12 protein-coding genes are annotated in these 12933 nt (G+C 67.7%); 8 read left to right on the top strand and 4 right to left on the bottom strand.

Translation table 11 applies throughout. The features are described 5' to 3' along the window. Positions 1 to 15: 15 nt before the first annotated feature. A complete protein-coding gene (locus KCH48_RS14050; protein ID WP_210573923.1) occupies positions 16 to 1233 on the bottom strand; it encodes an alpha/beta hydrolase in 1218 nt (405 codons plus the stop codon). Positions 1234 to 1316: 83 nt separating this feature from the next. Further along, positions 1317 to 1943 carry a TetR family transcriptional regulator gene (locus KCH48_RS14045; RefSeq protein WP_210573921.1) on the bottom strand — a complete coding sequence of 209 codons (627 nt, stop codon included), beginning with the start codon at positions 1941 to 1943 and terminating at the stop codon, positions 1317 to 1319. A gap of 66 nt (positions 1944 to 2009) precedes the next feature. Here KCH48_RS14045 and KCH48_RS14040 point away from each other — a divergent pair, with 66 nt between their 5' ends. Next, positions 2010 to 3629: an MFS transporter gene (locus tag KCH48_RS14040; RefSeq protein WP_210573920.1), complete on the top strand. Its 1620-nt coding sequence runs from the start codon at positions 2010 to 2012 to the stop codon at positions 3627 to 3629. A gap of 267 nt (positions 3630 to 3896) precedes the next feature. Next, the gene (locus KCH48_RS14035) at positions 3897 to 4202 is read left to right on the top strand and encodes a small hydrophobic protein (protein ID WP_210573918.1); all 306 of its coding nucleotides are present in this window, start codon (positions 3897 to 3899) and stop codon (positions 4200 to 4202) included. Between the two features lie 229 nt (positions 4203 to 4431). Here KCH48_RS14035 and KCH48_RS14030 read toward each other — a convergent pair whose 3' ends face one another. Both KCH48_RS14030 and aceE read right to left on the bottom strand, forming a co-directional pair. Next, positions 4432 to 5238, bottom strand: a complete 807-nt coding sequence (locus KCH48_RS14030) for a potassium channel family protein (protein ID WP_246885289.1) — start codon at positions 5236 to 5238, stop codon at positions 4432 to 4434. Positions 5239 to 5317: 79 nt separating this feature from the next. Then, entirely contained in the window at positions 5318 to 8065 is a 2748-nt protein-coding gene (aceE, locus tag KCH48_RS14025; RefSeq protein WP_210573916.1) for a pyruvate dehydrogenase (acetyl-transferring), homodimeric type, read from the bottom strand. 351 nt (positions 8066 to 8416) lie between these two features. Here aceE and KCH48_RS14020 point away from each other — a divergent pair, with 351 nt between their 5' ends. The 6 genes from KCH48_RS14020 to KCH48_RS13995 all read left to right on the top strand — a co-directional run bounded on the left by KCH48_RS14020 (position 8417) and on the right by KCH48_RS13995 (position 12847). Beyond that, entirely contained in the window at positions 8417 to 8848 is a 432-nt protein-coding gene (locus tag KCH48_RS14020) for a DUF3052 domain-containing protein (protein ID WP_020116104.1), read from the top strand. Positions 8849 to 8973: 125 nt separating this feature from the next. After that, complete coding sequence (locus KCH48_RS14015) at positions 8974 to 9432, top strand: peroxiredoxin (protein WP_210573914.1); 459 nt, start codon at positions 8974 to 8976, stop codon at positions 9430 to 9432. A gap of 115 nt (positions 9433 to 9547) precedes the next feature. Beyond that, positions 9548 to 10123 carry a TerD family protein gene (locus tag KCH48_RS14010; protein ID WP_210573912.1) on the top strand — a complete coding sequence of 192 codons (576 nt, stop codon included), beginning with the start codon at positions 9548 to 9550 and terminating at the stop codon, positions 10121 to 10123. A gap of 108 nt (positions 10124 to 10231) precedes the next feature. Continuing rightward, positions 10232 to 10807 (top strand): TerD family protein, encoded by a 576-nt coding sequence (locus KCH48_RS14005; protein ID WP_210573910.1) that lies wholly within the window; start codon positions 10232 to 10234, stop codon positions 10805 to 10807. Positions 10808 to 10865: 58 nt separating this feature from the next. Then, positions 10866 to 12008: a DUF475 domain-containing protein gene (locus KCH48_RS14000; protein ID WP_210573909.1), complete on the top strand. Its 1143-nt coding sequence runs from the start codon at positions 10866 to 10868 to the stop codon at positions 12006 to 12008. Positions 12009 to 12103: 95 nt separating this feature from the next. Then, a complete protein-coding gene (locus tag KCH48_RS13995; RefSeq protein WP_210574561.1) occupies positions 12104 to 12847 on the top strand; it encodes a Tellurium resistance in 744 nt (247 codons plus the stop codon). Positions 12848 to 12933: the final 86 nt, after the last annotated feature.

Genomic DNA, 12933 nt, shown 5'->3' with positions numbered 1-12933 from the left:
CAGTTTCTTGCGCCTCTACGCGCGTCCGGCCGTGGCGCTGCCGGACAAACCCGCCCGGCAGCCTTCGTCATCGTCGGCGCAGTGCACCGAGTCGTACGCGCCAATTCCGATCTCGGCGAAGTTCAGCAGACTCTCCGTACCGGGCTCGAAATAGCCGCCGTGCCCCTTCGCGTCCCGCGCCCCCAGCACCCGCGCCCCGAACGCACGGGACATCGGATCGGCACCGTGCCCCAGTCCGCCGAGCTCGAGATACGGCACGTCCTCGATCCAGTCGTCGGCGTCGCGCATCGCCCACACATGAGCGGAGGTGCGCAGATGGGACGCCTTGGCGACCCGCATGCCGGGGCTGCCGGCCACGGCTATGTCGGCCACCCGGCCGGGCAGCGTGGGCGCGGCGAGCCCGCACACCACGGAGCCGTAGCTGTGGCAGAACAGTGAAACGGCCGCGGCTCCGGGCAACGCCCTGACCAGCGAGTTCAGTCGTACGGCTCCCTCGGTGGCGCGTGTCGCGGTGGCCGACTCGATGCCGAGACCGGCGGGGGCGGTGTAGTCGGCCCAGGCGATCACGGCCGTACGCGTCGAAGGGCTCGCCTCGCGCTCGGCGTGGTAGAGGGATTCGGCCATACCGGCGGTCGCCGTGTACTTGCGGGCCGTCTTCTGGAAGGAGAGCAGGTCTGTGTCGACACCGGGCACGACAACGGAGACGCGCTCGGCCTTGTCCAGGTTGCCGAAGACCTCGGCGACCCGCCCCCCGCCCGCGGGGTCGAAGGCGAGGATCCTGCGCTCGGCCAGCATCAGCGACTCGAGGCGGTGCATACGGCGCCCCGCCTCCTGCTGCCCGTCGGGCGTCAGGCGCTCGTCGTGCATGCGTTTTCGCTCGACCTTGCGTGCCTGGTCGATGGCGATCCGGTTGGCGCGGTAGCGCAGCTCGACCGGGGCACCGTTCATGTTGCCGACCGCGAGGGAGTAGCGCTGCGCGAGGTCGACGCGCTGCGCCGCGGTGAGCGTGGCGAAGAAGCGGGCGAGCAGAGCGGGACCGGCGTCCGGGTCGGGGAGTCGGTGACCGTTGACACGGCCGTGCTCCCATGCGGTGACCGAGGCCTGGAGCGGGGTGGACGTCCGCTGGTGCCGCAGGGCGGTCCACCCCGTGGTCGCCAGCATCACGAACACCACGGCCAGCGCGAGCAGTGCGCGCCAGACGTTCAATTGGGGAGAGGTGTCGAAGGAAGTCACTGGGAGGACACACTAGGAGAACGAGACGGTCTCGCGTTAACCAAGTGACGGGTATCACGTTTGGGGGTTACGTGACGATGACCTCAGTTCGTTCGCCAGTTCCCCATCAGTGCCGGACCCAGTTGTTCCAGGTAGATGGCGGTCAGCTCACGCATCGCCGTCGGGCTGAAGTCGTCCCCCTCGGACCACATCCGCTCCGTGACCCTGATGACCGAGCCGAAGACCGCCACGACGAGACGTGGCCGCGGATCGGCGTCCACGTCGAGCCCTTCACGCGCGGCGATGATGCGGGCCATTTCCTCCTCCAGCTCCGCCGAGCGCCGCAGGTGAGCGGCGAGCAGGGAGGGTGTCGCTTCGATCATCCGGTAGATGCGCATGTGCAGTTCGAGCGGCACCACTTCCTCGATGGCCTCGCCGATGGTGTCCCAGCTCTCCAGGACGGCCCGGCGCAGCGCCTCCAGCGGCGCCTCGTGGGGCGGACGGGCTCGTACGGCCTCGATGAAGCGTGACTCGGCGAGGCGCGCGGCGAAGAAGGCGGCGTCCTCCTTGCTCGCGAAGTAGCGGAAGAAGGTGCGCTGCGAGACCTCGACGGCCTCGGCGATGTCGTCGACGGTCGTCTGCTCGTACCCATGCGTGGTGAACAGTTCGAGCGCGGCGCGTAGCAGCGCGTCCCGGGTGCGCTGCTTCTTGCGTTCGCGCAGTGTTTCCATGTGTGTCAGTTACCGGCGTGTGAACTGGTTTGTCAATTGTCAGTGGCTGTCATTAGCCTCGAACGCATGACTAGTCAGACCACCATCGACAAGACGGGGCCGGGGGACAGAGCACCACAAGCCCCGTCTGACGCGAGCCCGGCCAAGGGGCTGCGCGGCCACCCGTGGTTCACCCTCATAACCGTCGCCGTCGGCGTCATGATGGTGGCCCTCGACGGCACCATCGTGGCCATCGCCAACCCGGCCATCCAGCAGGACCTCGGCGCCACCTTCGCCGAGGTGCAGTGGATCACCAACGGCTACTTCCTCGCCCTCGCGGTCTCCCTGATCACCGCGGGCAAGCTCGGCGACCGCTTCGGCCACCGCCAGACCTTCCTGATCGGCGTCGTCGGCTTCGCCGTGGCCTCCGGCGCCATCGGCCTGTCCAGCAGCATCGGGCTCGTCGTCACCTTCCGCGTCCTGCAGGGCCTGTTCGGCGCCCTGCTGATGCCGGCCGCGCTCGGCCTGCTGCGGGCCACCTTCCCGGCCGAGAAGCTCAACATGGCCATCGGTATCTGGGGCATGGTCATCGGCGCCTCCACTGCCGGCGGCCCGATCCTCGGCGGTGTGCTCGTCGAGCACGTCAACTGGCAGTCGGTGTTCTTCATCAACGTGCCCGTCGGCATCCTGGCCGTCGCCCTCGGCGCGTGGATCCTTCTCGACCACCGTGCCGAGAACGCGCCGCGCTCCTTCGACCTCCTCGGCATCGGCCTGCTCTCGGGCGCGATGTTCTGCCTGGTCTGGGCGCTGATCAACGCGCCCGAGTGGGGCTGGGGCGCGGGCAAGACCTGGCTGTTCGTGGCGGTGTCGGTGGTGGGCTTCGTGCTGTTCGCCCTGTGGGAGCAGAGGGTCAAGGAACCGCTGATCCCGCTGGCCCTGTTCCGCTCGATCCCGCTGTCCGCCGGCGTGGTCCTGATGGTCCTGATGGCCATCGCGTTCATGGGCGGCCTGTTCTTCGTGACGTTCTACTTGCAGAACGTGCACGGCATGGGCCCGATCGACGCCGGTCTGCACCTGCTCCCGCTCACCGGCATGATGATCGTCGGCTCCCCGCTCGCGGGCGCGATGATCACCAAGCTCGGCCCGCGCGTGCCGCTGGCGGGCGGCATGGCGTGCACCGCCATCGCCATGTACGGCATGTCGACGCTGGAGACGGACACGAGCAGCGGCGTCATGTCGATCTGGTTCGCCCTGCTGGGCCTCGGCCTCGCGCCGGTCATGGTCGGCGCCACCGAAGTCATCGTCGGCAACGCCCCGATGGAGCTCTCCGGCGTCGCGGGTGGCCTCCAGCAGGCCGCGATGCAGATCGGCGGCAGCCTCGGTACGGCCGTGCTGGGCGCCGTGATGGCTTCCAAGGTCGACAGCGACCTCGCGGGCAACTGGACGGACGCGGGCCTTCCGCAGCTCACCCCGGCCCAGGAGGCCCAGGCTTCCGAGGCGGTCCAGGTCGGCATGGCCCCGGTCGCCAAGGGCACGCCGGAGGCGATCGCCGCGAAGATCACCGACGTGGCCCACGACACCTTCATCTCCGGCATGAGCCTGGCGTCCCTCGTGGCAGCGGGAGTTGCCGCGGTGGCCGTCCTGGTCGCGTTCCTCACCAAGCGGGGCGAGAACGCGGAGGCGGGAGCGGGGGCGGCTCACATCTAGGCGCTCAACACCGCGGAATCCACGGCGATTTCGCCCATCAGGGTGACAACGCTAAAGATTCCTCGCACCCGGCACGCGCCGCGGTTCACAGTGGTCACGTCCTTCGTGCGGCATGTTCCAGAGGCAAGTTCGTACGACGAGAAGGGCGACCGGGACTGCGGCGCGCTGCCGGAGGGGGGCGGCGCGCCGCAGTTCCGCATGATTAGGAACGGCACCGGGGGTACTCGTCCCGCCGACCGAACCGATCGACGGGCCCCGGGAGTTGACATGGCGGGCTTCGGACACGGAACGCGCAGGTACCCCCGCTCACGTGGCCGGACGTGGTCACGGACCGGGCCGGATCGCGCGACCCTCGGCATCATCGGAGCGATCTGCGCCATCGCCGGCTTCTTCACCCTGGGCATCATCCTCGGCCCCGTGGCCATGGTCTGCGGCTGGCTCTCCATGGGCCGAACCTGGTCAACAGCCCGCCCGCTCCCGGCCCTCATCGCCCTCGTCCTCGGCGCGATCGACACGCTCCTGGCCATCCTCTGGCTGGCAGGCACGACAACTCCGGGCCAGGGCCTGTTCTAAGCGGAGACCTGCGGGCCGGTGGGGGCTGGTCGCGCAGTTCCCCGCGCCCCTAGGTCGGCATGCTCGCCGCAAGCTGCGGGCAGCCGTCCTGCCCAGCTGCGGGCACCCCGTCCCGCTCAGCTGCGGGCAGTCGTGCCGCCTGGGGCGGCACGGGTGGGCGCAGGCGGCACCCCGTCAGCGCCGGGCCGCGCGACCCCCCCCCGCCTCACCCCCACCCCGGGCAACGCGACTACTGACGCTGCCCATCCCTACCCCCCGGCACCACAACCCCCGCCGCGCCCGACAACGCCGCGACCTCCGCCCGCAACGCCCGAACCTCCTCCGTCAGCAGGGCGATCGCCTCCGTCTGCCGCCGCTCCTCCACGTCATCGGACTCGAACCGCGCGATGAACCACGCAGCGATGTTCGCCGTGACGACACCCAGCAGCGCGATCCCGGACAACATCAGCCCGACCGCCAGAATCCGCCCCAGCCCGGTGGTCGGCGCATGATCGCCATACCCCACGGTCGTCATCGTCGTGAACGACCACCACACCGCGTCATCCAGCGTCCTGATGTTCCCGTCCGGCGACTCCCGCTCCACCGACAGCACAGCGAGCGACCCGAACATCAGCAACGCCACCACCGCCCCGGCGACATACGTCGTCAGCCGGATCTGCGAGGCCATCCGCGCCCGCTGCCCCACCAGCAACACCGTGGACACGACCCGCAGCAGCCGCAGCGGCTGCACGAGCGGCAGCACCACCGCACACAGGTCCAGCCAGTGCCGCCGTACGAACTCCGCCCGGTGCCGCGCCAGTACGAGCCGCACCAGATAGTCGACGGCGAACGCCCCCCACACCACCCACTCGACCACCGCGCAGGCCACCGTCAGCGAGCGCCCCGCGGACGGGTTCACGATCGGCACGGCATAGGCGACGGCGAACAGCACGGCAAGCACCATCAAGGGCCGCTGGGTGCGCTGTTCCCAACGCTCCTGCGCCGGTAGCTCCCCCAGGCGGCCCGCATCCAAGCCCGAATCCAAGCGCGCATCCATGACCGCATCGTAGGGAACGTGAAAGGGCGGTGAAGCCGCAGGCCCCACCGCCCTTTCAACTACCTAGCCGCGCGCGGCGCTACGCGTCGCCCCCCGCGACCCCGGGATCGGCGGCCGAGACATCCAGCAACTGGTACCGGTCGACGGCCTGCTTCAGCACCGACCGGTCCACCTTCCCCTCCTTCGCCAGCTCGGTCAGCACACCCACCACGATCGACTGCGCGTCGATGTGGAAGAACCGCCGAGCCGCCCCCCGTGTGTCCGCGAACCCGAAGCCGTCGGCTCCCAGTGACTGGTAAGTCCCGGGAACCCAGCGCGAGATCTGGTCCGGAACCGCCCGCATCCAGTCGGAAACCGCCACGAACGGTCCCTCGGCGCCGCTCAGCTTCCGCGTCACCCACGGCACCCGCTGCTCCTCCTCGGGATGCAGCAGGTTGTGCTCCTCGCACGCCACGGCCTCGCGCCGCAGTTCGTTCCAGGAGGTCGCCGACCACACGTCGGCCTTCACGTTCCACTCCTCGGCGAGGATCCGCTGCGCCTCCAGCGCCCACGGCACCGCGACCCCGGACGCCATGACCTGCGCCGGAATCGACCCCGTCGTCCCGGCCGAGATGCGGTGGATGCCCTTGAGGATGCCCTCGACATCGACGTCGGCAGGCTCGGCCGGGTGCTGGATCGGCTCGTTGTAGACGGTGAGGTAGTAGAAGACGTCCTCGCCGTGCGGATGCTCCTCGTCACTGCCGTACATCCGGCGCAGCCCGTCCTGCACGATGTGCGCGATCTCGTACGCGTACGCCGGGTCGTACGCCACACAGCCCGGGTTGGTCGAGGCCAGCAACTGCGAGTGTCCGTCGGCGTGTTGCAGACCCTCACCGGTCAGAGTCGTACGGCCCGCCGTCGCACCCAGCACAAAGCCGCGCGCCAACTGGTCCGCCATCTGCCAGAACTGGTCGCCGGTGCGCTGGAAACCGAACATCGAGTAGAAGACGTACACCGGGATGAGCGGCTCGCCGTGCGTCGCGTACGCCGAACCCGCCGCGATCAGAGAGGCCGTACAGCCCGCCTCGGAGATGCCGTCGTGCAGCATCTGCCCGGTCGGCGACTCCTTGTACGCGAGGAGCAGTTCCCGGTCGACGGCCTCGTACTGCTGGCCGAGCGGGTTGTAGATCTTCGCGCTCGGGAAGAACGAGTCCATGCCGAACGTGCGGTACTCGTCCGGCGCGATCAGCACGAACCGCTTGCCGATCTCCTTGTCCCGCATGAGGTCCTTGAGGAGCCGCACGAAGGCCATAGTCGTCGCGATCGACTGCTGGCCGGTGCCCTTCTTCACGGTCGCGTACGTCTTGTCCTCCGGCAGCGTCAGCGGCTTGGAGCGCACGACGCGCGTCGGGACGTAACCGCCGAGTCCGTTGCGGCGGTCGTGCATGTACTGGATCTCCTCGGAGTCCCGCCCGGGGTGGTAGTACGGCGGGAGCCCGCTCTCCAGCTCCTTGTCGGCGATCGGCAGGTGCAGCCGGTCCCGGAAGCGCTTGAGGTCGTCGACCGTCAGCTTCTTCATCTGGTGCGTGGCGTTGCGGCCCTCGAAGTTCGGGCCCAGCGTCCACCCCTTGATCGTCTTGGCCAGGATCACCGTCGGCTGGCCCTTGTGCGCCTTGGCCGCCGAGAACGCCGCGAAGATCTTCCGGTGGTCGTGGCCGCCGCGGCCCAGGTGCAGGATCTGGTCGTCGGTCATGTTCTCGACCATCGCGCGCAGCCGGTGGTCGTCGCCGAAGAAGTGGTCGCGGATGTACGCGCCGGTCTCGGTGGCGTACGTCTGGAACTGGCCGTCCGGCGTGGTGTTCATCTTGTTGACCAGCACGCCGTCGCGGTCCTGGGCGAGCAGCGGGTCCCAGGTGCGGTCCCAGACCAGCTTGATCACGTTCCAGCCGGCGCCCCGGAAGACCGACTCCAGCTCCTGGATGATCTTTCCGTTGCCGCGCACCGGGCCGTCGAGGCGCTGCAGGTTGCAGTTGACGACGAAGGTCAGGTTGTCGAGGCCCTCACGGGCGGCGATGGACAGCTGGCCGAGCGACTCCGGCTCGTCCATCTCGCCGTCCCCGAGGAAGGCCCACACATGCGACTTGGAGGTGTCCGCGATCCCGCGCGCCTCCATGTAGCGGTTCATCCGCGCCTGGTAGATCGCGCCGATCGGGCCGAGACCCATCGACACCGTCGGGAACTCCCAGAAGTCCGGCATCGACCGCGGATGCGGATAGCTGGACAGCGCCCGCGGCGCCTTCGACTTCTCCTGGCGGAACCCGTCCAGGTTCTCCTCGCTCAGGCGGTCAAGCAGGAACGCGCGGGCGTAGATGCCCGGCGAGGCATGCCCCTGGAAGAAGACCTGGTCGCCGCCGTCGCCCTCGTCCTTGCCGCGGAAGAAGTGGTTGAAGCCCACGTCGTAGAGCGAGGCGGAGGAGGCGAAGGTGGCGATGTGACCGCCGACGCCGATGCCGGGACGCTGGGCGCGCGAGACCATCACCGCGGCGTTCCAGCGCGTCGCGTTGAGGATCTTCCGCTCGATCTCCTCGTTGCCCGGGAAGAACGGCTCACTCTTGGTGGGGATGGTGTTGACGTAGTCCGTGCTGCGCATCTCGGGCACGGCCACGCGCTTCTCGCGGGCCCGCTCGATCAGCCGCAACATCAGGTAACGGGCCCGCTCCCGGCCGCGCTCGTCCACGGCGGCGTCGAGGGAGTCGAGCCACTCCTGGGTTTCCTCGGGATCGAAGTCAGGAACCTGACTCGGAAGGCCGCCAATGATGATCGGGTTTCGATCGGATCCGGAAGCCACGGTGTTCCTTACCTGTCGGAGGGCTGCTTTTCGGGGTTTGCGGGTGCCCAGCACCGTCCACCATCGTCTACCTCGGCATGCCAAACGTCATCTCTACTTCGAGGTAACCCAAGCTTGACGCTCCTATAGGGTTCCCAAACGCGCAAAGAGGGCAGAAAGGTGTGGCGTATGTCACGAACGGCTTGGGGCGTCCTGCCGGGAGTTGCGGCGAGACAGCCAGGATCGTCACCGTTTCGGCGGTCTGAACGGCCGGGTACTTGCGCGATCCGTCCCGCCCGTGTGGACTACGGCCAATGCTGCGCGCACGCGCGTGGCTGAGATATTCACCAAGACATGATCAGGAGGCAACCCGTGAGCGCGACCGCGGACCACGCGGAGACGAGCCCTGCCGTCAGGCTGGGGTTCCAGCCCGAGCAGGTGGTCCAGGAGATCGGCTACGACGACGACGTAGACCAGGAGCTCCGCGAGGCCATTGAGCAAGTGATCGGCAGTGACCTTGTGGACGAGGACTACGACGACGTCGCCGATGCCGTGGTGCTCTGGTTCCGCGACGAGGACGGCGACCTCACGGATGTGCTGGTGGATGCCACCACGTACATCGAAGAGGGCGGCTCGATCCTGTTGCTGACGCCGAAGACCGGCCGCGACGGCTACGTTGAGCCGAGCGACATCTCTGAAGCCGCGACCACGGCAGGGTTGTCAGCGTCCAAGAGCGTCAGCGTGGGCAAGGACTGGAGCGGCAGCCGGCTGGTGACGCCCAAGGCCGCCAAGTCCAAGAAGTAACCCGGCCTCGTCCCCGAACGGCGGACGGGCTGAATGAATTCACTCAGCCCGTCCGACGGCCCGAGGTGGACGCTGCATAGGGTGTTCGCACCACCCGAACAGCCCACCGAAAGGGTTCTACGACGATGGCGATCCAGGTCGGCGACAAGGCACCCGACTTCGAGCTCAAGGACAACCACGGCAGGACCGTGCGGCTGTCCGAACTCCGCGGCGACAAGAACGTGGTGCTGCTCTTCTACCCCTTCGCCTTCACCGGCGTGTGCACCGGCGAGCTGTGCGAGCTGCGCGACAACCTGCCGAAGTTCACCGACCGCGACACCCAGCTGCTCGCCGTCTCCAACGACTCCATCCACACCCTGCGCGTCTTCGCCGAGCAGGAGAGCCTGGAGTACCCGCTGCTGTCCGACTTCTGGCCGCACGGCGAGGCCTCGCGCGCCTACGGCGTCTTCGACGAGGACAAGGGCTGCGCGGTGCGCGGGACCTTCGTCATCGACAAGGAAGGCGTCGTGCGCTGGACCGTCGTCAACGGTCTGCCGGACGCCCGTGACCTGAACGAGTACGTGAAGGCGCTCGACGCCCTGTGATTGTTCGGTTCCAGGGCCTGCGGGGTCCGGGAACCCGTCACTAGGATCGAGACGTTGATCCGATAGCAACGCACAAAACGGGGCTGACCGCCCCTGGACACCATTGGGAGGACTCGTGGGAGTCAGCCTCAGCAAGGGCGGCAACGTATCGCTGAGCAAGGAGGCACCTGGTCTCACCGCGGTCATCGTCGGTCTGGGGTGGGACGTTCGCACCACCACCGGCACCGACTTCGACCTCGACGCCAGCGCCATCCTCACGAACGCGGAGGGCAAGGTCAGCAGTGACGCCAACTTCGTGTTCTTCAACAACCTGAAGAGCCAGGACGGCTCGGTCGAGCACACCGGCGACAACATCACCGGTGAGGGAGAGGGCGACGACGAGCAGATCAAGGTGAACCTCGCCGCGGTCCCGGCCGACGTCGAGAAGATCGTCTTCCCGGTCTCGATCTACGACGCCGAGAACCGCCAGCAGTCGTTCGGCCAGGTCCGCAACGCGTTCATCCGCGTCGTGAACCAGGCCGGCGAGGCGGAGATCGCCAGGTACGACCTCTCCGAGGACGCCTCGACGGAGACCGCCATGGTCTTCGGCGAGCTCTACCGGCACGGTGCGGAGTGGAAGTTCCGCGCCATCGGCCAGGGCTACGCCTCGGGCCTGCGCGGCATCGCGCAGGACTTCGGTGTGAACGTCTGAGCCGGTCCGACTGCCTCACCCGCCCGGCGCCGCACGGTTTGAGTGCGGCGCCGGGCGCACAGGACTCCGTACAACCGCACAGGCTCCACTCGGGGAGGGACCAGCATCATGGGCGTCACGCTCGCCAAGGGAGGAAATGTCTCCCTGTCCAAGGCCGCACCGAACCTCACTCAGGTGTTGATCGGTCTCGGCTGGGACGCTCGCTCCACCACCGGAGCCCCGTTCGACCTCGACGCCAGTGCGCTGATGTGCAGCGGCGGACGGGTCATGGGTGACGAGTGGTTCATCTTCTACAACCAGCTCAAGAGCCCGGACGGCTCGGTGGAGCACACCGGTGACAACCTCACCGGTGAGGGCGAGGGCGACGACGAGTCGATCCTGATCGACCTCCCCAAGGTGCCGGCCCAGTGCGAGAAGATCGTCTTCCCGGTCTCGATCCATATGGCCGACGAGCGTGGCCAGACCTTCGGCCAGGTCAGCAACGCCTTCATCCGCGTGGTCAATCAGGCCGACGGCCAGGAACTCGCCCGCTACGACCTCAGTGAGGACGCCTCCACGGAGACCGCCATGATCTTCGGCGAGGTCTACCGCTACCAGGGCGAATGGAAGTTCCGAGCAGTCGGACAGGGGTACGCGTCGGGGCTGCGGGGCATCGCTCTAGACTTTGGAGTCAACGTTTCGTAAAGCCGGGTGCGGCGCGGGGGAGACCCGTACACCCCGTACACAAGGGATTGGGTAGCCAGTGGTTCTGAAAACCTTCGGCTGGTCGTTCGCGGTCACCGCGCTCGGCCTCGTCGCGGCGGTCCTCATCGGGGGGTGGACCGCCTTCGGTATCGTGGCGATCCTCTCCATCCTTGAGATCTCGCTGTCCTTCGACAACGCAGTCGTCAACGCCGGCATTTTGAAGAAGATGAGTGCCTTCTGGCAGAAGATCTTCCTCACGATCGGCATTCTGATCGCCGTCTTCGGTATGCGGCTGGTCTTCCCTGTCGTCATCGTCGCCGTCAGCGCCTCGATGGGTCCGATCGAGGCCGTCGACCTCGCGCTGACCGACAAGGACCGCTACGAACAGCTCGTCACCGACGCTCACCCGTCGATCGCGGCCTTCGGCGGTATGTTCCTGCTGATGATCTTCCTCGACTTCATCTTCGAGGACCGCGACATCAAGTGGCTCGGCTGGATCGAGCGGCCGCTGGCCAAGCTCGGCAAGGTCGACATGCTGTCGGTCTGCATCGCGCTGATCGTGCTGCTGGGCACCGCCATGACCTTCGCGACCCACGCCCATCTGCACGCCGGCAGCGCGAACAAGGCGGAGACAGTTCTGCTCTCCGGTGTCGCCGGTCTCATCACGTACATGATCGTCGGCGGTCTCTCCGGCTACTTCGAGGACAAACTCGAGGAAGAGGAAGAGCGGGAGCACGAGGCGGAGGAAGCGGCGGAACGCGAGGGCAAGCCACGCTCGGCGGTCGTCCTGGCCGGCAAGGCCGCGTTCTTCATGTTCCTCTACCTCGAGGTCCTGGACGCGTCCTTCTCCTTCGACGGCGTCATCGGCGCCTTCGCCATCACCAACGACATCGTCCTGATGGCCCTGGGTCTCGGCATCGGCGCGATGTACGTCCGGTCGCTCACGGTCTACCTGGTCCGCCAGGGCACCCTCGACGACTACGTCTACCTGGAGCACGGCGCGCACTACGCGATCGGCGCGCTCGCCGCGATCCTCCTGATCACCATCCAGTACCAGATCAGCGAGATCATCACCGGCCTCATCGGGGTCGTCCTGATCGGCTGGTCCTTCTGGTCCTCCGTCCGCCGCAACCGCGCCATCGCGGCGGCCGAGGGAAAAGCCGGCTCGGACGAGAAGACTGAGGTCTCGTCCGGGGTGTGACACCGCTGTAGGTGAGGAACGCTCTGTGCGGGGCGGCTTCGAGGCGAGTCCTCGTGGCCGCCCCGCCGGACTTCATGCGGACGTGGGGGCGGGAAATGGGCTTGCTGGACGGACTGCTCTGGCGCGGTCGGCGCGAGGCCGGGTTCGACTCGGGCAGCGCCGCGAGCAATGCGATCGAGCTGACGAAGCGGCACAGTCAGGTCTCACTGACCAAGCAGGACGCGGCCACCGGGCATCTGCGCATCAATCTGGCCTGGCGGATGCGGACCTCCGACATCGGCGGCTCCCAGCGGGAGAGTCTGCTGCGGCACCCCTTCAAGGCGCTCAAGCCGCCGGAGGTGCTCGGGCACAGCCAGAGCATGGTCAACGTCGACCTGGACCTCGGCTGCCTGTATGAGCTGATGGACGGCACGAAGGGGGTCGTCCAGCCGCTCGGTGGGCTCTTCGGCGACGTGAACGCTCCGCCGTACGTCAAGCTCAGCGGCGACGACCGGTTCGGGTCGGCGTCCGGCGAGACGATCTACGTCAACCTCGACCATCGCGAGGCCATCAAACGCATCCTGGTCTTCGTCTACATCTACGACCAGACGCCGGCGTTCGACCGTACCCACGCCATCGTCACCCTCTACCCCAGCAACGGCCCCCGCATCGAGATCGGCCTCGACGAACGCCACCCCCAGGCCCGCTCCTGCGCCGTCGTCATGCTCGAGAACATCAAGGGCGAAATGATCGTCCGCCGCGAGGTGAAGTTCGTGTACGGCTTCCAGGCGGAACTGGACCGGTTGTACGGGTGGGGGCTGCAGTGGGGTCGGGGCTACAAAACAAAGGCGGAACGCTAGCTACGTAGCCTGCGGGCATGCGTGCCGCCTGGGGCGGCACGGGTGGGCGCAGGCGGCACCCCGTAAGCGCCGGGCTGCGCGACCCA

The sequence above is a fragment of the Streptomyces sp. GESEQ-4 genome, assembly GCF_017948455.1.
GTDB lineage: Bacteria > Actinomycetota > Actinomycetes > Streptomycetales > Streptomycetaceae > Streptomyces.
This window is presented reverse-complemented; position numbering and strand designations above follow the sequence as displayed.

Excerpts from the sequence above, each read along its gene's own strand:
- KCH48_RS13995 (WP_210574561.1), top strand. The coding sequence starts at position 12,104 with ATGGGCTTGCTGGACGGACTGCTCTGGCGCGGTCGGCGCGAGGCCGGG.
- KCH48_RS14015 (WP_210573914.1), top strand. The coding sequence starts at position 8,974 with ATGGCGATCCAGGTCGGCGACAAGGCACCCGACTTCGAGCTCAAGGAC.
- KCH48_RS14040 (WP_210573920.1), top strand. The coding sequence starts at position 2,010 with ATGACTAGTCAGACCACCATCGACAAGACGGGGCCGGGGGACAGAGCA.
- KCH48_RS14045 (WP_210573921.1), bottom strand. The coding sequence starts at position 1,943 with ATGGAAACACTGCGCGAACGCAAGAAGCAGCGCACCCGGGACGCGCTG.
- KCH48_RS14005 (WP_210573910.1), top strand. The coding sequence starts at position 10,232 with ATGGGCGTCACGCTCGCCAAGGGAGGAAATGTCTCCCTGTCCAAGGCC.
- KCH48_RS14030 (WP_246885289.1), bottom strand. The coding sequence starts at position 5,238 with ATGGATGCGCGCTTGGATTCGGGCTTGGATGCGGGCCGCCTGGGGGAG.
- KCH48_RS14035 (WP_210573918.1), top strand. The coding sequence starts at position 3,897 with ATGGCGGGCTTCGGACACGGAACGCGCAGGTACCCCCGCTCACGTGGC.